Below are 22883 nucleotides of genomic sequence, written 5' to 3'. Positions count from 1 at the left end.
TTTTGATGTTAATACAAAAAATGACTACTTATTGTCAATAATTCTTCTATATGCAAATGATGTAATATGATACAATTGGGGTAATTATGGGAGAATTGTAGGAGGTATTAGCTCAGATGAATGAAAATAAAGGTATTTTGCTTGAGAGCGGTACAAATGAGCTTGAAATAGTTGAATTCCAAATGGGGACAAACAAATTCGGTATTAATGTTATTAAAGTAAAAGAGATAATTCAACCTATACCTGTTACTTTTATTCCGCATGCACACCCACATGTAGAAGGCATTATCCAATTGCGCGGTGAGGTTTTGCCGGTTGTTGATATGAAAAAGGTTTTGGGATTGTCCAATACGCCTTATAGCGAACAGCATAAATATATTGTAGCTGAGTTTAATAGACAACGAGTTGTCTTTCATGTAGATAATGTAACGCAAATCCACCGTATCTCATGGGATCTTATAGAAAAGCCGTCAGATATGTATCAAGGGGGAAATTCACAAGTCATCGGTGTCATCAAGCAAAATGACGTAATGCTATTATTGCTTGATTTTGAAAAGATTATGGTAGATATCAATCCTGACTCCGGTATTAATGTGTCTTCCATTAAAAAGTTAGGGCAACGAAGCCGCTCTGAAAAGAAAATCGTTATTGCAGAAGATTCACCACTTTTACGTAAACTCCTGCATGATACGATGGAAGAGGCTGGCTATGCGAATGTCGAATTTTTTGAGAATGGAAAAGATGCATTAGAATATTTGTTAAGCATTGCGGAAAAAACAGATGATATTAGCGAATATGTCCAATTGATGGTAACAGATATTGAAATGCCGCAAATGGATGGGCATCATTTAACAAAACAGGTGAAATCTCATCCTGTATTAAGCAAATTGCCTGTCATCATTTTTTCAAGCCTTATAACAGATGATTTGAGACATAAAGGAGAAAAAGTGGGAGCTGAAGACCAAATCAGCAAGCCAGAAATAGCTGATTTAATTTTAAAAATCGATCAATATGTATTATAAAAACCGGAGAGAATTCTCCGGTTTTTTTAATGACCATAAAAATAGCTGTTCATTTGGTAAAGTCCTTTTTTTCTGTTCTCCTCGTAAATGCTTCGAGGCGTTCTTTTTTTTCGTTTAGGCATAGAAGATGAAGAAGTTTCCGGCTCAAGGAAGTTAGTCAATATTTGCTTTGCCTTGCTTAGACTCATACTACGTCTCGGGTTTCGATAATTCTCATCTAAGTGACCTAAATGAGGCAATTCCTTGAAGTCTTCTTTCTTAGGCAATGAGTGGAAATAGTAATCAGAACATTGAATGACCACAGCGGACTGCTGTTGGCTAAACCGTGGCCTTTTGACGAATTGAAGTCCTATTTTTTTTGCGCATCCCATCTTAATCATCTTATCGAGGGCTAATCGCTTTAATGTATAAAGAGTTTTATTATCAGGGGCAGTTTTTGCATGTTTATTAACTATATAAATCGCTGTAGCTATATCTCCATTGTGGGGGCGATTGCTCATCGTATTCCTACCTTTCTGCTAAAAAAATAATTTCAATATAAAGGAATAGTATGGAAACAAAAGAAAAACACTTCTCATACAAGATAATAGAATGATTTGGCGCATATTACACGGGTGCAAGATAGGCCCGAGCGGAAATATAACTGCCTCCAAAATCTTAAAACAACATGCAGGATTGAACTAACGATCCTTATGAGGTCTAACTTTTTCTATTATAATACCAATCAATTATATCTGTATATACAGAAGAATATACTTTCTAATTATCTCTTTTAACCCAAATAAGCATGCTATAAACCTCTTAACAAAAAACAGAATGAAAATATTAAATGAAGGAAGCGGAATGGGACTAAACACTCAGTAGGGATTATTAATTATTTTTTGAATGCGACTTTTTGTGGAAAATAGGTAAAAAGGGTTCATTAAATTCAAAAAATTTTTGTTTTTAATCTATATAATTCTTTTGAAATCTATTATGATAGTCTAAAGTACACCTTTTTGTGGAGGCGCTAAATGAAAAAAACAACTTTAGACCAAAAGTCTTTGCAATATATAGTAAATCAATATAGCAGTATAGAACAGAGTGGTCTTTCTGTCCTTATTCGTAAATCTAACGAACAGTACTCTATAATGTATGCTAATGACATGGCACAAAATGAATTTGGAGTGCTCCACTTTCCAAAAACAGAGTTGGCTCACCGTTATTTGCCAAGCGTAATTTGGCAACATTTGAAAACAATGATTCTAACAGTGTGCGCTAATGAAACGGCAGCTTTTGAGAATCTAGAACACCTATTAACTGTTACGGAAGAGACTGTTTTCGAAGATCAATTCTATTACTGTACAATACATAAGCATCCACAAGATCCAGCGTTTCTTGAATTACTTGAACAAAATTTCGACCCTATTTTAGTAGTGGATAAAGAAGGCAATATTCTTCACAGCAATGCTGCGGCAAATGGCAAATTTGGATTTGTTGGGGCAAACCTGCAAATAGACAAATATGTGAGTCTATTTGCAAGGGAAGAGATACAAAAGCTTATAGATGAAACAATCTCCTCTCAAAAAAGTATTGAGTTAGCGGATATAGGACTTAAAACAATAGAAGGAAAATCTGTTATTGTATTTATAAAAAGTATTCCAATGCTAACAGAGCAAAAAATCTCTAAAATCCTTCTAATATTGCGTGATATAACGCCTTCTCCTGAATGTGAGAGCGACACGAGTTATTTTACCTATCATGACCAACTGACAGGTTCATGGAATCGTAAGGCGCTAAGCGTACATTTTAAGGAAATTATAAAAGACTCGATGAGAACGAATCAAAAATCAGCGATATTATCCATTGATCTCGACCGCTTTAAAAGGGTCAATAAAACGTATGGGACTGCTGCAGGCGATATGATAATCAACGCAGCTATCGAACGTGTTTCTCAAATAACCAAGAGTATAGGATCAATCTATCGGTTGAATGGCGATAATTTTGTTGCTGTCCTGCAAAATGTGCAAAAAGAGCAAGTACAGCAAGTGGCTGCGGATATCATCTACAGTATGAAAAAACCGTTTCTAATCGAGGATTCTGAATTAGCTACAACAGCTTCTATTGGTATAACCTATTTTCCTGATGATGGTGCTTCTATTGACGAGCTCTTGCAAAAAGCAAATCAAGCGTTATTATATGCTAAAGAAAAAGGACGATCTTCATATCGTTTTTACCAAAGCAAAATGAAAAATCAACTCGAAAACACAGCTCTCATGGAGGCTCATCTGCGCAGAGCCATTGAAAAAAATGAATTAATGGTGTATTACCAACCGCAAATAGATTTAGAAACAGAGACTATTACAAGCTTCGAGGCATTGTTGCGCTGGCAAAATCCGAAATTTGGTTTTGTTTCACCTGGTGTTTTTATACCACTTGCAGAAGAGTCAGAGCTTATCATAGATATAGGTAATTGGGTACTGGAGGAAGCATGTAAGCAATTATATGAATGGAAAGTACAAGGTATCTCTAATATCCGAATTGCCGTTAACATTTCGCCAAAACAATTTCGCGAAGATCAGTTAGCATCCAAGATTCTTTATTTTTTGGAAAAGTATGAAATTGAACCATCTCTGTTAGAACTCGAAATCACAGAAAGTTCTATGACGGATGCAGAAGATACGATGAAGATTCTAAAACAACTAAAGAGTATGGGGCTGATTATTTCAGTTGACGATTTTGGAACGGGCTATTCCTCGTTAAGTTATATTAAAAGGTACCCAATCGATATTATAAAAATTGATCAATCTTTTATCCGTGATATGGACACAGATGAAAAAGACAAGGCTATTGCTCAAACCATTATCCATCTCGCTCATAATCTGGGCTTAGATGTCATAGCAGAAGGTGTAGAAAAAGAAGAACACGTTGGTTTCTTAAAAAAGCAGCAATGTAAAAAGGCTCAAGGATTTCTTTTCAGTAAACCTTTGCCGATTTATGAGCTAATGAAGGAAATTCCTTTAAAAAAGTGATACGAAATTTTAGTCATATTCCATGCATTAATTAATCGGAGATGTTTCATACTACATGAAAAAGAAAGAAGGTTTTTTCTTGAATTTCACGGGTGAATTGACATGGCCATTAATTATTGTTTGCGTTCTTATTGCTGGTATAGCATTATTTTGGACTATGGGCATTGCAAAAAAACAAGCAGCTCAATCAACTGTAGAGGATCAAAATTATTCTGAGACGGTGGAAAATCACCCAACAATGTTGAATCCAATTATTTGGTGCTATTTGATAGCGGGGATATTTATTACCTTTGTTGTCTTTTATAATATCTTGGCATATCGTTAAATTAGGGGCAGGGTAACTTTTGAAAAATGTATGCGCTTTTTCGGTCATTAATGGAAATCTTTGAATAATATATGGTAAGATGAAATTGTAGTTTTAATTGTTCACTTTATGAACAAGTAAGGAGTAGAATACTATGATTTCGACAAGTAGCAGAGAATTCCTTGAAGCGCCGATTGCAGATTTAATTATACCTTCTGATAAAGTTGCCCATGTCCAATTAGGCAATAGCGCAGAGCATGCTTTACTCGTGTTGACAAAGACAGGATATTCTTCTATCCCAGTACTGGATATGGATTATCGTTTACAGGGGTTGCTTAGTATGCGCATGATTACTGAATCTATTTTAGGTCTCGATCACATTGAATTTGAAAAATTAGATACAATAAAAGTAAATGACATCATGGATGCTGATGTTGCCATGTTAAATATTAATGATAAATTTCAAAAAGCATTAGATTTAGTCATTAACCATGCTTTTTTATGTGTTGTAGATGATGACTCAACATTTGTTGGTATTATGACAAGACGTGTTATTTTAAAACAATTAAAAAAACATATCTATCAACCGAATAGCTAGAGTAATAGAAAGGCTCATTTCATGGGCCTTTTTTTTATCCACAACTATTAAGACGAATTTTAAAAGGAGTAGTGGTATTGACTATGACCAATGATGCCCAAATTATTAAGGTGTTAGCAGAGGAGCGCAATATGCGCAAAGCCGCAGAGCGATTATTCTTATCACAGCCAGCCCTTTCACAACGGCTGCAATCGATTGAGAAAGATTGGGGTACCCAGCTTTTTATTCGGTCACAAAAAGGACTGACAGCCACTGCATCAGGCGAGCTAGTTATTCAATATGCGGAAGAGATGATTACAAAGAGAGAAGAAATTTTTGAATCTATTCAAGCCTTAAATTCTAAAGTCCATGGCACATTAAAAATTGCTTGTGCCTCCATCGTTGGGCATACCTGGCTCCCAAAAGTATTAAAGGATTTTGTGACAGAATATCCTGACGCCAAGATTTCCTTAATGACTGGCTGGAGCTCGGAGATTGTTAAAGCACTGTATGATGGAGAGGCACATGTCGGCATTGTCAGAGGCCAAACAGACTGGAAAGGAGAAAAGCAGCATCTATTTCGAGACACTCTTTATTTAGTCGATACAGAAATCAAAACGCTTGATGATGTATTTAAAACCACTCGGCCATTCATACAATTTAAAAGTGACTCAAATTATTATCAAGAAATACAGCAATGGTGGCAGCGGCATTTTTCATCTAATCCAAAGCATGAGATTATTGTCGACCAAATCGAAACATGCAAGCAAATGGCGTTGAACGGTATTGGATATGCCATACTTCCATCCATTACACTCACGGGACAAGAGGATGTTAACAGGATTCCTCTCACAAATCAGGAAGAAGCATTCAATATTACAAGAGATACCTGGCTGATCGGATATGATTCTGCTTTCGAATTGCGCCAAGTTGCCGCTTTTGTGGAGGTAGCGAAGAAACAAGCGGAATGTTTGTATGATTATTCAAAAAATAAATGAAATTATCCTATTTATCATGTACAATAGTAGAAATTGATAGGGGGGTTTCTAATGGAAAAGTTGAATGCAGAACAAATTATCTCTTATTTAGCCAATGCCAAAAAAGCTACACCTGTAAAAGTATATGTGAAGGGTAAAGATATCTCTTCCATTCCTTTCGGAGAAAACAGCAAAGTCTTTGGTGAAAAAGATGCTGCGGTTGTTTTCGGTGAATGGCAAGATATCAAAAAAGCCTTAGAAGAAAATAAAGAGACGATTGAAGATTATGTGGTAGAGCATGACCGAAGAAATTCAGCTGTACCAACACTAGAGTTGTTAGATATCCATGCACGAATCGAACCAGGAGCAATCATCAGAGATCAAGTGACAATTGGCCAAAATGTCGTTATTATGATGGGCAGTGTCATTAATATTGGTGCTGAAATCGGCGACCGTACGATGATTGATATGAATGCCGTATTAGGTGGTCGTGCGACTGTTGGAAAGGACTGCCACATAGGAGCTGGAGCGGTGCTTGCAGGGGTTATTGAACCGCCTAGCGCAGATCCGGTAGTTGTCGAAGACAATGTATTAATAGGTGCGAACGCTGTTGTTTTAGAGGGATGCCGAATCGGCGAAGGCGCTGTAGTAGCAGCAGGTGCTATCGTGACAAAAGACGTGCCGCCGTATACAGTAGTGGTTGGTGCACCGGCTCGCGTCATCAAAGAAATCGATGAAAAAACGAAATCAAAATCTGAAATCATGCAGGATCTTCGACAAATATAAGAGGTGCCATTTCGATGAAGTCTTTAGTGGAGATAAGAAGGGATTTACATAGAATTCCTGAAATTGGATTTCAAGAAGACAAAACGCAAAAATACTTATTAGCTATTATAGAAGAGTTAAAAAAGGATTATTTTCAAGTAGACCTATGGAAGACAGGTATTATTCTCACAATCCAGGGTACGAGGCCTTCATTCAAAATAGGTTGGCGAGCAGATATAGATGGTTTGCCAATCGAAGAGAATACGGGCTTACCATATGAATCAACACACCAGGGTTTTATGCATGCATGCGGTCATGATTTTCATATGGCCATTGCTATAGGGCTTATAAAAGCTTTTTCAGAGCAACAGCCTATAAATACGACCATTATCTATTTCCAGCCTGCAGAGGAAGGACCGGGTGGCGCTAAACCGATGCTTGAATGGATGCAAAGGGAGCGTAAGGATTTATTACCTGACTATCTATTTGCGCTTCATATCGCACCTGAATATCCTGTAGGGACAATTGCGACAAGATCAGGCTTGTTATTTGCTAATACATCAGAACTATTTATTGATTTGCATGGTGTAGGAGGGCATGCAGCTTTTCCACAGCATACAAAGGATATGACTGTAGCAGCAGCTAATTTAATCATGCAGCTACAAACCATCGTAAGTCGAAATTTAAATCCATTAGATAGCGGTGTTATTACCATAGGTAAAATGGTTTCAGGATATGTCCAAAATAGTATTGCAGAAGATGCACGATTAGAAGGAACAATTCGTACCATGTCTGCCGAATCGATGCTTTTGATGAAAGAGCGTATTGAAGCACTCTGTAAATCAATTGAAATAGCGTATGATTGCGAAGTAAGTATAGATTATGGGTCGTCATACTATCAAGTATACAATGAGGACTATTGTGCAAAGCAGTTGCTAGAGACAGCAGAAAAGGTTGCCGGCACCACACCGTATGAATGTCCGCCTGCCATGACTGGAGAGGATTTCGGCTTCTTTTTAAAAGAGATTCCTGGTGCGATGTTTTGGACTGGCGCAAATTCACCATATGGTCTGCATCATGCATCATTGCAGCCGGATGAAATGTTATTGGACATCAATGTACGTTTTGCAGAACAATTTTTAAGAGATTTTAAAAAGAGATAGATATTTTATAGGATGTAAACGAAATACATGGAATAGATTCACAGCCTTTAAATTAGAAAACGGCACGCAGTGAGTGAACTGCGTGCCGTTTTTTACATCATTGTGGAGAACTTTTTACGGTTCCATGTGAAGGTAATGATATAACAAATACTTAGAATAATTGCGCCTAAAATAAATGGCGTATTCAAATGGATGTCCAATAAAGTACCAGCGAGGGCTGGACCAATCATGTTTCCAAGACTCATATACGCATTGTTCATGCCTGCCGCATAGCCTTGTTCATTACCCGCTACCTTCGAAATCATTGTATTAACAGAAGGTCTGATTAAGGTTGTTGCGGTTTGGAAAAGTGTCGCTACGAGCAAGATAGAGAAATAGAAACTCACAAAGACCATTCCGAGCATAGCAAGAGCAGCTACAATTAAGCTCACTAATATGATCTTCATTTCGCCGAAGCGTTTAAATAGTTTGTTAATCAGAACGCCTTGAACAATTACTCCTACAAAACCACCGACAGTCATAATGATGGCGATATCATTAGGAGTGAAAGAAAATTTATATGTCAAAAACATCGATAATGTAGCTTGGAAATTAGCAATACCAAATGAGAAGACAAATACAACAAGCAATAATATGAAGTATGGCTTTTTAAAGGAATTTGCCATCTCTTTTAAAATATTATTTCCGCTTCGTTGTGTCTCAACAGCAGGTGTCGTTTTAGGTAATAAAATGATAGAAAGTATTCCTGCGATAAGAGCTGCGATACCAGCTATAAAGAATGGGAAGTGTAAGCTTACATTTGAAAGAGCGCCGCCAATCCCTGGTCCGACCATAAAGCCGAAAGATATAGCAGCTCCGATAAGACCCATTGCCTTTCCGCGTTCTTCCAGTGTAGTAATATCCGCAGCATAAGCCATGATAGGCGGTGTGATAAAGGCGGATCCAAAACCGATTAGAAAACGCAAAACAAATAGTTCCCATAAGTGATTAGAAAGGCCAAATAAGATCTGGCATGTCCCATTTAATAATAGGCCGAAGATGATTAGCTTCTTCCTGCCAAGCCTGTCTGATAAACTGCCGGCAATAGGAGAGAAGATAAATTGTGCAAAAGCTATAGTAGAAATCAAAAAGCCGAGTACTGCTCCCTTTGCGCCGAACTCCTTCAAGTAGTTGGGCATTATAGGTATAATTAAACCAATTGCACTCATAGTGACAAACATATTAACCATTAAAAGAATTAAAGCTATTCTATTTTTTTTATTCATCTAGTTTCTCCTTAATTATTTCGTGATGCTAAATATAAAACAATACTAATCAAAATTATACCTTTTGTCTATAGGGTGTTCAAGAAAGCTGTTTTATAACAGAATAATCTGTAGAAAAAGTAGAGGGATGAAAAATTTTAGGAAGACTACTTTTTATCTGACTTAACCAATGTCATCTAAGAAACAAGAAGGGGAATAATTAATAACTCCTTATAAAGCCAATCTATTTCAGGGATATAAATTTAGAGCAGTAGTGAGTTGGATGGCGACTCCTGTGAATCTTAGAAGGAACGTAGTGATGGGGAAATTAAAGCTAAGTCTTCAGCAAGGAACACATTACGAAATTTCACAAAAGAAGAACCGAACACACGTGAAATTAAATTTCACAGGTGTTCGGTCTTTTCATTAGCTAATACTTTTTTGATTCAGCTTCTTTCTTCAATACATTAACGTATAGACATTTTGAAGCGTAGGAAAAGTTCATTATATTCGCCGATCTTTTCTTTTCCTAGGTTTTTATAAACTTCTAATTTTTCACGAACGTCTTTTGACACGTAATAGCGTGTATCATTGACGATTTCAGGATCCATCAATTTTAATGCGGCTTTATTAGGAGTTGTATAGCCTACATACTCAGAGTTTTGAGCAGCTACTTTTGGATCTAGCATAAAGTTGATGAATTTATGGGCACCCTCTATATTTTTCGATGTTTTAGGAATGACCATATTATCAAACCATAGATTGGAGCCTTCTTTTGGCACGCTGTATGTCAAATCATCATTTTCAGACATCATATCAGCCGCTTGACCAGACCAAGTGAGGGCTACTTCCGCGTCCCCATTGATCATTAATTGAGTTACCTCATCACCGATGACCGCTTTCACGTTTGGCGCCATGCGAATTAGTTTATTAGTGGCTTTCTGCAAAACAGTAGAGTCTGTTGTATTCAGTGATTGACCGATACTATTTAGACCAACACCAATTACTTCTCTGGCGCTATCTACTAAAATAACCTTGCCTTTTAGTGATGGATCCCAAAGGTCATCCCAGCTATCAAATTTCTTGTCTTTTAAAAGTTTCTTATTATAAACAACCCCTACAGTACCCCAAAAATAGGGAATCGAATATTGATTCTTTTTATCAAAAGCCAGATGTAGAAAATCTGGTTCAATATATTTTAAATTAGGGATTTGCTTGTGATCAATTTTTTTAAGCAAGTGGCGTTCTCTCATTTGTTCAACCGTATATTCAGAAGGAACTGCTATATCATAATTAGTTCCGCCTTGTTCAATTTTCGTCATCATGGCTTCATTTGAATCAAACGTTTCATAAATAACATTGATGCCTGTTTGCTTTTCAAATTTTTTAATTAAAGCAGGGTCAATATATTCTCCCCAGTTGTAGATAGTTAAAATATCTTTCCCGGATTTTCCGGAAGTAGCATCCATTGCATGTGAAGTATACATTAATATTCCGCATACAAGTAAAATGCCAATCGATGCTCGTATCAAAGATTTCATTTATGAGCCCCCGATCTTGTTTGGCGTTTTGTAATAAAGTAATAACCTAATACAAGGAGCAATGTGACAAAGAATACTAAACCTGAGAGTGCGTTGACAGTTAACGAGACGCCTGCACGAGCCATTGAATAAATCTCAACAGAGAGTGTGCTGAAGCCATTTCCTGTAACAAAGAATGTGACAGCAAAATCATCTAAGGAATAGGTTAAAGCCATAAAGAATCCAGCAAAGATACCTGGCTTAACATAAGGCAATATAACACGGGTTAAAATATCACGACGGCTTGCACCTAAATCAAGCGCTGCATCAATTAAAGACGAACTCATTTCATGCAATTTTGGTAATACCATTAGCACAACAATCGGGATACTAAATGCTGCATGAGATAATAAAACGGACATAAAGCCAAGTTTAATCCCAGCCATTGTAAAGAGGATCAAGAATGAAGCACCAATAATAACATCAGGGCTCACGATCAGGATATTATTCAATGAAAGAACAGTATTGCGCATTTTTCTATTTTTAATAGAAACAATGCCAATAGAGCCGAGCGTTCCAATGATCGTAGCAATTAATGCAGATAACAAAGCAATAACTACTGTATTGATTAAAATAACGATTAACCTAGAATCTTGGAAAACTTCTTTGTAATGGGCAAAGGTGAATGATTTAAAGTTGGTCATTGAATCGCCGCTATTGAACGAATAGAAGACAAGAAAAAGGATAGGCGCATATAGAATGACAAAGACAAGCGCCAAATACAATTTTGATCGTTTATTTAGCTTTTCCATTGCGCGCCACTCCTTTCTTCCTTTCGCCTGTCAGCAACATAATAATAAACATAAAGAGTATCAAGAATACAGAGATGGTTGAACCCATACCCCAGTTTTGTGTTGTTAAGAATTGCTCTTCGATTGCTGTACCAAGCGTAATCACACGGTTACCAGCAATCAGTCTTGTAATCATGAACAATGAAAGTGCCGGTATAAAGACAGCCTGTACACCTGCTTTAACGCCGTTCATAGTCAACGGAATGATGACTCTTCTGAAAGTAGTGATTTTCGAAGCGCCTAAATCTCGTGATGCGTCAATTAATGCAGGATTTAACTTATCTAATGCATTAAAGATTGGCAGAATCATAAAAGGTATAAAAATATACACAGATACAAAAACAAAGGCAAAATCAGTAAAAAGAATTTGCTGATTTGGAAGTCCGATTGCTTTAGCAAAAGCATTGATTGGACCTTTGTTGCCAAAGATGCCAATAAAGGCATAGGTTTTTAAAAGAAGATTAATCCAAGAAGGAATAATAATCAGGATAAGCCATAACTGCTTATATTTTAATTTTGTAATTAAATAAGCAGCTGGATAAGAAATAATTAAGGAGAAAAGCGTAATGAGAAACGCATACCAGAACGAACTCAAGGTCATTTTCAAATAAACGCTAGTTAAGAAATTTCGATAGTTATTAATGGTGAAATGTCCATGTAAATCAAGAAGCGAATAATAAACAATTAAAAGGATCGGTGCAATAACGAAAAATAGAATCCAAATATAGTAGGGGATTAGTGATAATAAATTCCCTTTTCTACGCATTATTTTCTTCTCCGTAAGATTCAAGTCTTTTATCGAAGTCTTCTTCTGATTCATTTAAACGCATAACGTGAATAGCTTCTGGGTCGAAATCTAAGCCGATTTTTGCACCAACATCAGCTTTTTTCAATGAATGTACAAGCCACTCATTCCCATCTTGGTCATAGGTAGAGAGCTCATAATGAACACCACGGAATAATTGGGTATCAACTGTTACAACAAGCTTTCCGCGCTCTACATCTGTGATCTCTAAATCTTCAGGACGAATGACAATATCTACATTTTCGTTGGCGTTCAAGCCTTGGTCTACACATTCAAAAGTCTTACCTGCAAACGTAACCTCAAAATCTCGAATCATAGTACCTGGCACAATGTTTGATTCGCCGACGAAATCAGCGACAAAACGATTGATTGGTTCATCGTAGATATCCACAGGTGATCCACTTTGCTCGATTTGGCCTTCATGTAAGACAAAGATTTCGTCTGACATGGCTAGTGCTTCTTCTTGGTCATGAGTGACAAATACAAAGGTCTTGCCTAAACGCTGCTGTAATTCGCGCAATTCATATTGCATTTCTGTGCGCAGTTTTAAGTCAAGCGCAGATAAAGGCTCATCTAATAAAATGATTTCGGGATCATTGACAATGGCGCGTGCTATGGCAACACGTTGTCTTTGTCCGCCAGACATTTCGTAGATCTCACGCTGGCTATAGCCCGCTAAATTGACAAACCTTAGTGCTTCTTCTACTCTTCTAGTGATTTCTTCATTTTTTACTTTCTTAATACGCAAACCAAAAGCCACATTTTCAAACACATTGAGGTGAGGGAATAGTGCGTAGTCTTGGAAAACGGTATTGACTTGGCGTTCATTGGCTGGCACATTATTAATCGTTTTGCCATTGAAATAGATCGAACCATTGGTAGGTTCCATAAAACCTGCGATAAGACGGAGAATTGTTGTTTTCCCACAGCCAGACGGCCCTAAGAGTGTATAGAACTTGCCTCGTTCCATTTCAAAGCTTATATCTTTTAGCACTACAGTGCCATCACTGAATGATTTTGAAACATTTTCAAAGCGGATAATTGCATTTTCCGACATCTGGGGTCCCCCTAAGCTATAAATAAGATTCTGTTGCAACGAGTAAAATTTCCGTTTTACCTGCAAAGTCGTTGAACAACTGATGATGGTTAGAAGCATCAAAGTAAATAGAGCTGCCTTGTGAAGCAACGAATTCTTGTTTGCCTAAAACCAGTTTTACCCGACCAGATAGTACATAGATAAATGTTTCAGACAAGGAAGGCTCAAACTTTTTGAATTCGCCATTCTCTTCAAAAACAATCATCACTGGCTCGATTTCTTTTTCATTTGAAGTGGGGATTAACCATTTTAAACAATACCCCTTCTTGTCATCTGTAAAAGTCGTATGCTCTTCGTCTGTATAGACAACATTTTGGTCTTCAATTTCATCATCAAAAAATTCTTTTGGGGTAGAACCCAATACTTCTAGTAAGTCAAATAGTGTTTCAATAGAGGGGGAGTTTAAATCCCTTTCTACCTGGGATATATAGCCCTTGCTCAAATCGGTTCTTTCGCCTAGTTCTTCTTGCGTCAAACCTTTTTTCAATCGCAGGCGTTTGATTTTTTTACCTATCTGCATCAAATGCATTCCTCCTCTATTTTTAGTGTTTTCTTTAGTAAGAGTTATATTTTCATTTATTGGAAGTTTACTTATGGTGAACTTTAAGTAACACAAGTTTACTAAGACAAAACTTTTAGTTTAGTGAAACGTATTCTATTATACAAAATAGGACATATTTTTCAACCTTTTTTTCTAAAATAATATTCTTTATCAATTAATTTAATTCAATGACACTATTCCTTTACCCTCAAGCATTTAACACTAACATTTTTTTACTGTATCAAATTTTGCATTTACATAAGAAATAAAAGGAAAGAATAAAAGTTTTTGATAAAAAAAGTAATTGCTATTTGTTGAAAGTTATCATTTAATAATTTTTGTGAAAAAAATTGATTTCGCTAGAATAGCAAAAGTGTGATTGAATTTTCTCGCAATTAGGGAATAAAGATTCCTAGTAACAAAGTAATTTTAGTGGAAAGGAATGTGGTTGATGAAAAGATTTTTAGGTGGTGCATTGGCGATTTCGCTGATCGCAACTACATTGGTGGCATGTACGCCGGAGAAAAATAGTACAGAGGAAAAACAAAAGAAAGCAGTGGAAACAACAGATTCGAAGAGCTATCTAAAGCTAGCAGATGCAAATTATTCTTATGAGTTTGCGAAAAGTTTAGAGCAATTTAAAACAAATGAGAAGCTAGGCTATCGAACAGCTGGATCAACTGCTGAATTGCAAACAGGTAAGAAAATAGCAAATGAAATGAAAAAAATCGGGCTTACGGATGTTTCGAAAGATGAGATTACAGTCGATAGCTGGACCTTTAAAAAAGCAGATCTGAAGTTTACAGATGCCAAAGGAAAAACACATTTGGCTGTTCTTGGCGGATATCAAACGAACTTTGATACGAAAGGACCTAAAACTTTTGATGTTGTATATGCCAACAGAGGGACAGCGGCTGATTTAGAGAATCTTGATGTTAAAGGTAAGCTAGTTCTTATAGATATTAATCAGCGTGAGGATTGGTGGATTAATTATCCAACATATCAAGCACACTTAAAAGGAGCTGCTGCTGTCATTGCAGTACAGAGCAAGGGATATGCAGAAGTAGATGGAAATGCCTTAAATGCACAGGATATTTGTGGGCCTGATGATGCTCCTGCATTTTCTATGTCGCAAAATGACGCTGAATTATTAAAAGCAGCATTAAAAAAACAACATAATAAATTACAGGTTGATTTTGATGCCAAATCCACAGTGAAAAAAGATCAGAAAACATATAATTACTACGGGAAAATTGAAGGGAAAGACCCGGATTCATATGTAATTTTATCAGGACACTATGATTCCTATTTTGATGGATTCCAAGATGATAATGCGTCCATAGGATTATTGATGGGAATTGCAAAAGGATTAGTAGATAGTGGCTATAAACCCCAAAAAACTATCATTTTTAATGCATTAGCAGCGGAAGAATGGGGAGTAAGCAATACAAGATACGACTGGTCTACAGGTGCCTACAATCAAATCTTCCGTGTTCATCCTGAATGGGTAGGCAAGGCAATTGCCAATTTGAATTTTGAGTTACCTGCATATGAACATACGAAGACAAATGAAATCCGAGCAGTATATGAATACAAAGACTTCCTTACGAAATTTGCCAAAACTGTACCGACAGTCAAAGGTGTATATAAAAAAGGGATTTCTGTAGTAGCGCCACTCCGTACGTGGTCTGATGATTTTTCATTCTCGTTAGCTGGTGTTCCAGCATTGCGTAATGATTTTCAGGATAGTGAATTTATGCATACACATTACCACTCACAATTCGATAATGAAAAAACAAATAATATTAAAGCACTGCAATTTAATATGAATTTATATGGATTATTGGCTATGCAATATGATCAAACAGCAGTATCGCCGCTAAACTTCACAACACGTTTAGAAGAAATGAAGAAGACATTGAAGCAGGATGTATTAAAAGACTCGAATGTTTCAAGCGACACACTCATTAGTACGATTGATGAAGCTATTAGCACTGCAAAACAGGCAAATAAAAAGGTAAATGATATCAATAGTGCGTATGCAAAAGCACTACAAGCAGGCGAAGATAAAAAAGCTGCGAAATTATATAAAGAAAGCCGTGATGTAAACAGTAAGTTACTTCACACATTTAAATTGGCGCAAGATCAATTTGTTCGTCTAACATGGGAGGATGAACCTATTTTCCCTCACGAACATGCGCAAAATAATATTGAAAACTTATCCGCTGCTATTAAAGCACTAGAGAAGGGGAAAGCTCAAAAAGCCCTTGATGACTACTTGTTTGCCGTTGATAATAACTGGTATGCCTATGACTTTGATAAAGAAACATATCAGTACTTTACTGATTATGTAATGAACCAGCCTGCAGACCGTTTAATGTGGGGAGCAGGCAGAGTGATGGGTCATGAAGACTTATATGATGTCATTTCAGCACTTCAAGAAAAAAGCAAGAAGCCAAAAGCTAATTTAGATGCAGAAACAATAGAATTAGAAAAAGCATTAGAAAATGAAGTTTCATTGCTGAAAAAGACAGTAAAAGAAGAAAATAATGATGTACAGCAATTGAATGCTGAGTTGGAAAAAATCAAATAATGAACACAAGACCCCGCAAAAGCAGAAACTACTTTTGCGGGGTTTTTATGAGTTATATATCCAGTAAGCGTTTTACTTCATTTAAGTAGGTTTGGCTAACTGGAAGTCCAGTTCCATCTTCCATATGGATCATTAAATTGGAGGAAAAATCTCGGGTGATACGATCGATAGCGTGGATATTGATTATATAAGATCTGTGGATTCTAAGAAAATCTTTCGGCAGCTTTTTCTGAAGGTTCTTCAATGTTGTGTTTACTGTATACTGCTTATCATCTGTGTAACACCAATTCTTTTTATTTAAGCTTTCAAAATACGTAATTTTTTCAAGTGGAACTAATACCCATTCATCTTGTTGTTTGCCTGTTACAAAACGGATTGGATCATTTTTTATTTCTTGATAAAGGGGAGATAAAATTACCAATAACACAGCAGCTTCACCCATCAAAGTAATTGGGTAACCAATCCCATAAAAAGGTTTTTCTAAAAAAGCTTCGTTCATTAACTCCTCGATTTTTCTTCCTTCTTTAATGACGCGTTCTACTATACTTCCAGCCTCTACTTTTTTGCCATTAAATAATTGAAGTTTTTGGCAGCCATTAAAATAAACGTACGTATCGCCTACTGCTATTGCTACTGAAGATTCCTCAGGCAACCAATCACTCATCAGATTATAATACTGTTCCGCTAAATTCTTTGTCAAAAACATGATGTCATTATCTCTCACATTCAAAGCCCCCTTGTTTGTCATGCAAAAACAATGTTTCATCGATAAATAGTTGTATTTTATCCAAAAAATAATACAAAAAAGCATTACTGTTATATATTACATTATAACAACTTAATCTGTTGTGCAACAGTAGAATAATAAAAAGTCGGAAGGTGTGATTCAAATGACGACAAGGCTAAAACAAATTGAGGAACTTGAAAAGAGCTGGGCAAACGATGAAAGATGGGAAGGCATTAAACGTCCGTATAGTGCAGAAGAGGTAATTAAGCTTCGGGGTTCAGTAGACATTCAGCATACGTTAGCTGAAAAAGGCGCAAAACGTTTATGGGACACACTGCAGCATGAAGACTATATTAATGCGCTAGGAGCTCTGACCGGCAATCAAGCAGTACAACAAGTAAAAGCTGGTTTACAAGCTATCTATCTTAGTGGATGGCAAGTAGCAGCAGATGCCAATTTATCTGGGCAAATGTATCCTGATCAATCCTTGTATCCCGCCAATTCAGTGCCACAAGTGGTCAAACGTATCAATCAAGCATTGCAAAGAGCGGACCAAATTGATGTTGTTGAAGGACGAGAAGACAGCTTTGATTGGTTTGCTCCGATTATTGCCGACGCAGAAGCAGGATTTGGAGGGCCACTAAATGTTTTTGAGTTAATAAAAGGGATGATTGAAGCAGGGGCAGCAGGTGTGCATTTGGAGGACCAATTAGCATCAGAAAAGAAATGTGGCCATTTAGGCGGTAAAGTGTTGCTTCCAACACAAAATGCTATTCGTAATTTAGTCGCTGCACGATTAGCTGCGGATGTATGCGGAGTACCAACTATCCTGATTGCCCGGACAGATGCAGATGCTGCGGATATGGTCACGAGTGATATTGATCCGCGCGATGCGAAATTTTTAACAGGCGAGCGAACACCAGAGGGATTTTTCCGCACATACGCTGGACTCGATCAGGCGATTGAGCGAGGCCTAGCTTATGCTCCTTATGCCGATTTAATATGGTGTGAAACATCTAAGCCGGATTTAGAAGAAGCAAGACAATTTGCAGAGGCCGTCCATGCACAATATCCAGGCAAAATGCTTGCATACAATTGTTCACCTTCCTTTAATTGGAGAGCAAATTTAGATGAGGAGACGATTGCGAAGTATCAAAAAGAGTTGGCGAAAATGGGATATAAATTCCAATTTGTTACATTAGCAGGGTTCCATTCGTTGAATCACAGCATGTTTAAACTAGCGGTTGATTATAAAAACAACGGAATGGCTGCCTATTCAAAACTTCAACAAGAAGAATTTTCAAGCGAACGTGATGGATATACAGCAACTAAACATCAACGTGAAGTGGGTACGGGCTACTTTGATGAAGTATCTCAGGTCATTTCTGGAGGGACATCATCTACAACAGCAATGGAGGGTTCTACTGAAACAGCTCAATTTATCCCGCATTAACAGGCAGTAAGACCCCCACTTCAAAACGTAAGTATGTAACGGAGAAGTTTAAGTGGGGGTTAACTGCCCGTAAAAGCCCGATTGGTTCAACTAACACTCAGTAGGGGATAAAAACCCCCACTGAATGAAGTTTCACTTTATCGCGCATTGATGGCAAGCATTTAAATGAAAATAAGAAGGGATTGTTGCCAATGAGTACCCCACAAACAGTCACGGGATCCATCAAGATTAAAGGAATAGAAAACGAATCAACAAAACAAATTCTATCAGCAGAAGCACTTCGGTTTGTTTCGTCTTTGCGTCGTCAGTTCAATCAACGCCGCTTAGAATTATTGCATTTTCGGCAAGAGCGGCAATGTCAATTAGATGCTGGAGGCACACTAGATTTTTTAGAGGAAACTAAATCAATTCGTGAAAGCACATGGGAAATCGCACCATTACCTGAGGATTTACAGGATCGCCGTGTGGAAATTACAGGCCCAGTATCACGGAAAATGGTCATTAATGCGCTAAATTCAGGAGCCAAATTATTTATGGCATGCTTTGAAGATGCTACTTCACCCACATGGGAAAATATGATTGACGGCCAAGTGAATCTGTTTGATGCCATACGAAAAACTATTTCTTATTCACAACCTTCAAACGGGAAAGTCTATCGATTAAATGACAAGGTGGCTACATTAATCGTAAGACCAAGAGGATTGCATATGGAAGAAAGGCATATAGAGATCGATGGTGAGCCTGTAGCAGGGAGCTTCTTTGATTTCGGATTATACTTCTTCCATAATGCAAAAGAGTTAATTGCTCAAGGCACAGGCCCATATTTCTATTTGCCAAAACTTGAAAGCCATTTGGAAGCAAGGTTATGGAATGATATCTTTACTTACTCAGAGGAGTACATGGGGCTAGCAAAAGGGACAATAAAAGCAACAGTCCTGATTGAAACCATTACAGCAGCCTTTGAAATGGATGAGATATTATATGAATTAAAAGAGCATTCTGCCGGCTTAAATTGCGGCAGATGGGATTATATTTTTAGTTATATTAAGCGATTACGTAACCATAATGAAGTCATTTTGCCAGATAGAAGCCAAGTAACCATGAATTCGCCATTTATGAGAGCTTATACGCAATTATGTATCCAGACATGTCATAAGCGCAATGCGCCTGCCATGGGCGGTATGGCTGCCCAAATCCCTATTAAAGACAATCCACAAGCGAATGAATTAGCGTTCGAAAAAGTACGAGAGGATAAGATGAGGGAAGCAAAGGATGGTCATGATGGAACATGGGTAGCGCATCCAGGCTTAGTGCAAGTTGCAATGGAGCAATTTGATTACTATATGAAGACACCTAATCAAATTCATCGTAAACGAAATGATGTGCATATAACAGCAGCGGACTTATTAGAAGTGCCAACTGGTTCCATTACAGAAGAAGGAGTACGGCTCAACTGTAGTGTTGGCGTTCAGTATATTGCATCTTGGCTTAGAGGGAATGGAGTTGTGCCGATTTATAATATGATGGAAGATGCGGCGACTGCGGAAATTTCGCGTACACAAATTTGGCAATGGATACGACATAAAAAAGGAAATACAATCGATGGACAAAAAATAGACGCACGTTATGTACAAAAAATTTTAGAAGAAGAAGTTTCGATTTTAAAAAATCAACTCGGTGAAGAGAATTATATGCAAAGCCGATTAGACAAGGCTACAGACATTTTCAAGAGTTTAATTCTCCAAGATACATTTGAAGAATTTCTAACCATTCCAAGCTATCAGTCTATTTGATAAAGGGAGAAAAACATTTTAAGGAGGAGATCTAATGAAAAACGAAAACACTCAAAAGTATCCGAAGCTTTGCTTAGAATGTGGTTGTGAAATAGTGGAACAAGTAGAATCCACATTATATGAGTGTGAACGGTGTTTAGGAGCGAAAGAGGAATAAAAATAGAGAAATGCTTGAGACACAGGAAGGATTATAAATTTTGGAATTCAATCGAATAACAATATTTCCGTGTCCTCATATAATGATGGGGACATTTTTTATGTCTCGCATAGGAGTGGCAGAGAAGCACTACAACTTATAAGAAGGGAATAGAAAAGATTGGTATATCCAGATGACTTTATGAAAACTTGTTTCAACTCGTAATATTAGAAAAGGAATAATCAAATATTCAAAATATACCATGAAACCTTTGCGTTTAATAGTATTATTTGCTATTGTAGAATGTGGATCGTAGCAATAAGCTACTTACATTTATATTAACTTTTGGAGGGATTTATCATGGCAGAACGTATGGTAGCAAAACAAGCACCAGTATTCGAAATGCAAGCAGTAATGCCTAATAAAGAATTTGGCACAGTAAGCTTAGAAGAAAACATGAAAAATGACAAATGGACAGTTCTTTTCTTCTATCCAATGGACTTTACATTCGTATGTCCTACTGAAATCACTTCAATGTCAGACCGTTACGATGAATTTGAAGATTTAGATGCTGAAGTAATCGGCGTTTCAACTGATACAGTTCATACACACTTAGCATGGATCAACACTGACCGTAGCCAAAACGGCATTGGCGAGTTGAAATTCCCATTAGCTGCAGACCACAACCAACGTGTATCACGTGACTATGGCGTGCTTATTGAAGATGAAGGCGTTGCATTGCGCGGCTTATACATTATTAACCCAGAAGGCGAACTACAATACCAAGTTGTAAACCACAACAACATTGGTCGTGATGTAGACGAAACATTACGCGTGCTTCAAGCATTGCAAACTGGCGGTCTTTGCCCAGCAAACTGGCGTCCTGGCGATGCTACGTTGAAAGGCTAAGCATTGCAAAGCGAAGGGACTAACAACATGTTAGGTCCCTTTTTTAAACAGATGTTAACTAAATGAAGAGGTGAATAGCATGAAATTACGCGCAGATATGCCTGAATTACAAGGCGAAACAGCTTGGTTAAATGGCCAAGTGACAAAAAGTGAGCTAGTAGGCGATAAACCAACACTTATTCATTTCTGGTCTATTAGCTGCCATTTATGCAAGGAAGCTATGCCGGATGTAAACAACTTCCGTGATCAATATAAAGATGAGCTAAATGTTATTGCAGTTCATATGCCACGCTCTGAGAAAGACCTAGATTTAGGAGAAATCAAAGAGGTAGCTAACGAACATGGTATCACTCAACCTATTTTTGTAGACAGTGATATGAAATTAACAGATGCTTTTGAAAACCAATACGTTCCAGCTTACTATGTATTCGATAAAGACGGTAAGCTACGCCACTTCCAAGCTGGCGGTAGCGGCATGAAAATGCTTGAAAAACGTGTCAATCGTGTACTTGATGAAGTAAGAAATGCTGAATAAGCATTCGGAGGCAGTTGTTTGTACAGCTAATGTACAGACAGCTGTCTTTTTCTGTGAATGAGAACAAGGATTCAGCTCACAATGTAGAATAGATAGTATTCAAGATAATATAAATTTCCTGAGCATGTTTTTACGTTGTTTGTTAAAATGGATACAGAACCTTGTAGGAAGTGCTGGGAAATCGGAGGTATTTGGCATGAAGAAAGAATTTGTTGTGATTGGATTAGGCCGTTTTGGAGGCAGTATTGTTCAAGAACTTGTTCAACAAGATGCGGATGTAATGGCCATCGATAAGCAACAAGAGCGTGTGGATGAGTTTGCGTCAATTGCTACTCAAGCAGTTGTAGCAGATACAACAGACGAATCTGTACTTAAATCATTAGGTATACGTAATTTTGAACATGTTATTGTAGCCATTGGCGATGATATTCAATCGAGTATCCTAACGACATTAATTTTAAAAGAAATTGGTGTACAAAAAATTACAGTAAAAGCGCAGAATGACTACCATGAAAAAGTGCTACGGAAGATTGGTGCTGATCATGTGGTACACCCAGAACGTGATATGGGCATTCGGATTGCTAACAATATGATGTCTAATAATGTCTTGGATTACTTAGAGTTGTCAGATGAACACTCGATTATGGAGATAAAGGCAAATCATCTACTTGAAGGCCATACCATTATAGGATTAGATATTCGTGCACGGTACGGCATCAACATTGTAGCTATTAAAAGAGAAAAAGAAATTATCGTATCACCTCAAGCAGAGGATGTTATACATGAAGGTGATATATTAATTGTCATCGGAGAAGACGATGATATTAGCCGCTTTGAGAAGAAAATGCTGAATTAAGCGAA

22 protein-coding genes are annotated in these 22883 nt (G+C 37.2%); 14 read left to right on the top strand and 8 right to left on the bottom strand.

The genetic code is table 11. From position 1 onward, the window contains the following. Positions 1 to 116: 116 nt before the first annotated feature. Positions 117 to 1022 (top strand): chemotaxis protein, encoded by a 906-nt coding sequence (locus RCJ93_RS07345; RefSeq protein WP_147194421.1) that lies wholly within the window; start codon positions 117 to 119, stop codon positions 1020 to 1022. A gap of 26 nt (positions 1023 to 1048) precedes the next feature. On the opposite strand, the gene RCJ93_RS07340 is transcribed toward RCJ93_RS07345, so the two are convergent. Continuing rightward, on the bottom strand, positions 1049 to 1522 hold the full coding sequence (locus tag RCJ93_RS07340) for a YkyB family protein (RefSeq protein WP_066784962.1): 474 nt from the start codon (positions 1520 to 1522) through the stop codon (positions 1049 to 1051). Between the two features lie 513 nt (positions 1523 to 2035). Here RCJ93_RS07340 and RCJ93_RS07335 point away from each other — a divergent pair. The 6 genes from RCJ93_RS07335 (at position 2036) to RCJ93_RS07310 (ending at position 7819) form a co-directional block, all read left to right on the top strand. Next, the gene (locus RCJ93_RS07335; protein WP_446738697.1) at positions 2036 to 4033 is read left to right on the top strand and encodes an EAL domain-containing protein; all 1998 of its coding nucleotides are present in this window, start codon (positions 2036 to 2038) and stop codon (positions 4031 to 4033) included. Between the two features lie 79 nt (positions 4034 to 4112). After that, positions 4113 to 4358: a hypothetical protein gene (locus RCJ93_RS07330; RefSeq protein ID WP_147194412.1), complete on the top strand. Its 246-nt coding sequence runs from the start codon at positions 4113 to 4115 to the stop codon at positions 4356 to 4358. A 133-nt stretch (positions 4359 to 4491) separates the two neighbouring features. Further along, entirely contained in the window at positions 4492 to 4935 is a 444-nt protein-coding gene (gene cbpB, locus RCJ93_RS07325) for a cyclic-di-AMP-binding protein CbpB (protein ID WP_147194410.1), read from the top strand. An 83-nt stretch (positions 4936 to 5018) separates the two neighbouring features. Continuing rightward, complete coding sequence (locus RCJ93_RS07320; protein WP_066791831.1) at positions 5019 to 5912, top strand: LysR family transcriptional regulator; 894 nt, start codon at positions 5019 to 5021, stop codon at positions 5910 to 5912. Between the two features lie 51 nt (positions 5913 to 5963). Continuing rightward, positions 5964 to 6677 (top strand): 2,3,4,5-tetrahydropyridine-2,6-dicarboxylate N-acetyltransferase, encoded by a 714-nt coding sequence (gene dapD, locus RCJ93_RS07315; RefSeq protein ID WP_066784973.1) that lies wholly within the window; start codon positions 5964 to 5966, stop codon positions 6675 to 6677. Between the two features lie 14 nt (positions 6678 to 6691). Beyond that, entirely contained in the window at positions 6692 to 7819 is a 1128-nt protein-coding gene (locus RCJ93_RS07310; RefSeq protein WP_446738695.1) for an N-acetyldiaminopimelate deacetylase, read from the top strand. A 92-nt stretch (positions 7820 to 7911) separates the two neighbouring features. Here the strand turns inward: RCJ93_RS07310 and RCJ93_RS07305 are convergent, their stop codons facing one another. The 6 genes from RCJ93_RS07305 to RCJ93_RS07280 form a co-directional block, all read right to left on the bottom strand. Then, complete coding sequence (locus RCJ93_RS07305) at positions 7912 to 9084, bottom strand: MFS transporter (RefSeq protein WP_446738694.1); 1173 nt, start codon at positions 9082 to 9084, stop codon at positions 7912 to 7914. A gap of 446 nt (positions 9085 to 9530) precedes the next feature. Next, positions 9531 to 10604, bottom strand: coding sequence for an ABC transporter substrate-binding protein (locus RCJ93_RS07300; protein ID WP_150283821.1), 1074 nt, complete (start codon positions 10602 to 10604; stop codon positions 9531 to 9533). Beyond that, positions 10601 to 11395: an ABC transporter permease gene (locus RCJ93_RS07295; protein ID WP_066784988.1), complete on the bottom strand. Its 795-nt coding sequence runs from the start codon at positions 11393 to 11395 to the stop codon at positions 10601 to 10603. The genes RCJ93_RS07300 and RCJ93_RS07295 overlap by 4 nt, the downstream gene beginning before the upstream one ends. After that, entirely contained in the window at positions 11379 to 12200 is an 822-nt protein-coding gene (locus RCJ93_RS07290) for an ABC transporter permease (RefSeq protein WP_066784991.1), read from the bottom strand. The genes RCJ93_RS07295 and RCJ93_RS07290 overlap by 17 nt, the downstream gene beginning before the upstream one ends. Next, positions 12193 to 13296 (bottom strand): ABC transporter ATP-binding protein, encoded by a 1104-nt coding sequence (locus RCJ93_RS07285; protein ID WP_066784993.1) that lies wholly within the window; start codon positions 13294 to 13296, stop codon positions 12193 to 12195. Before RCJ93_RS07285 ends, RCJ93_RS07290 begins: the two co-directional genes overlap by 8 nt. A 16-nt stretch (positions 13297 to 13312) precedes the next feature. Next, positions 13313 to 13855 (bottom strand): helix-turn-helix domain-containing protein, encoded by a 543-nt coding sequence (locus tag RCJ93_RS07280; RefSeq protein ID WP_446738961.1) that lies wholly within the window; start codon positions 13853 to 13855, stop codon positions 13313 to 13315. Positions 13856 to 14327: 472 nt separating this feature from the next. Here RCJ93_RS07280 and RCJ93_RS07275 point away from each other — a divergent pair, with 472 nt between their 5' ends. Then, on the top strand, positions 14328 to 16469 hold the full coding sequence (locus RCJ93_RS07275) for a M28 family peptidase (protein WP_150283822.1): 2142 nt from the start codon (positions 14328 to 14330) through the stop codon (positions 16467 to 16469). 52 nt (positions 16470 to 16521) lie between these two features. Here RCJ93_RS07275 and RCJ93_RS07270 read toward each other — a convergent pair whose 3' ends face one another. Continuing rightward, complete coding sequence (locus RCJ93_RS07270) at positions 16522 to 17193, bottom strand: LytTR family DNA-binding domain-containing protein (RefSeq protein ID WP_223823516.1); 672 nt, start codon at positions 17191 to 17193, stop codon at positions 16522 to 16524. A 166-nt stretch (positions 17194 to 17359) separates the two neighbouring features. On the opposite strand from RCJ93_RS07270, the gene aceA reads away from it, so the two are divergent. The 6 genes from aceA (at position 17360) to RCJ93_RS07240 (ending at position 22878) form a co-directional block, all read left to right on the top strand. Then, complete coding sequence (aceA, locus tag RCJ93_RS07265; RefSeq protein ID WP_150283823.1) at positions 17360 to 18649, top strand: isocitrate lyase; 1290 nt, start codon at positions 17360 to 17362, stop codon at positions 18647 to 18649. Between the two features lie 191 nt (positions 18650 to 18840). Further along, positions 18841 to 20442 (top strand): malate synthase A, encoded by a 1602-nt coding sequence (gene aceB, locus RCJ93_RS07260; RefSeq protein ID WP_446738693.1) that lies wholly within the window; start codon positions 18841 to 18843, stop codon positions 20440 to 20442. Between the two features lie 34 nt (positions 20443 to 20476). After that, positions 20477 to 20599 carry a YhfH family protein gene (locus RCJ93_RS07255; RefSeq protein ID WP_190323377.1) on the top strand — a complete coding sequence of 41 codons (123 nt, stop codon included), beginning with the start codon at positions 20477 to 20479 and terminating at the stop codon, positions 20597 to 20599. A gap of 339 nt (positions 20600 to 20938) precedes the next feature. Beyond that, on the top strand, positions 20939 to 21487 hold the full coding sequence (locus RCJ93_RS07250; protein WP_066785011.1) for a peroxiredoxin: 549 nt from the start codon (positions 20939 to 20941) through the stop codon (positions 21485 to 21487). A 79-nt stretch (positions 21488 to 21566) separates the two neighbouring features. Then, a complete protein-coding gene (locus tag RCJ93_RS07245; protein ID WP_066785014.1) occupies positions 21567 to 22022 on the top strand; it encodes a TlpA disulfide reductase family protein in 456 nt (151 codons plus the stop codon). A 196-nt stretch (positions 22023 to 22218) separates the two neighbouring features. Continuing rightward, positions 22219 to 22878: a potassium channel family protein gene (locus tag RCJ93_RS07240; RefSeq protein WP_066785017.1), complete on the top strand. Its 660-nt coding sequence runs from the start codon at positions 22219 to 22221 to the stop codon at positions 22876 to 22878. Positions 22879 to 22883: the final 5 nt, after the last annotated feature.

Source organism: Rummeliibacillus sp. BSL5 (assembly GCF_052928305.1).
Note: the sequence above shows the minus strand (reverse complement) of the source record. Positions and strands in the feature narration are given on the sequence as shown.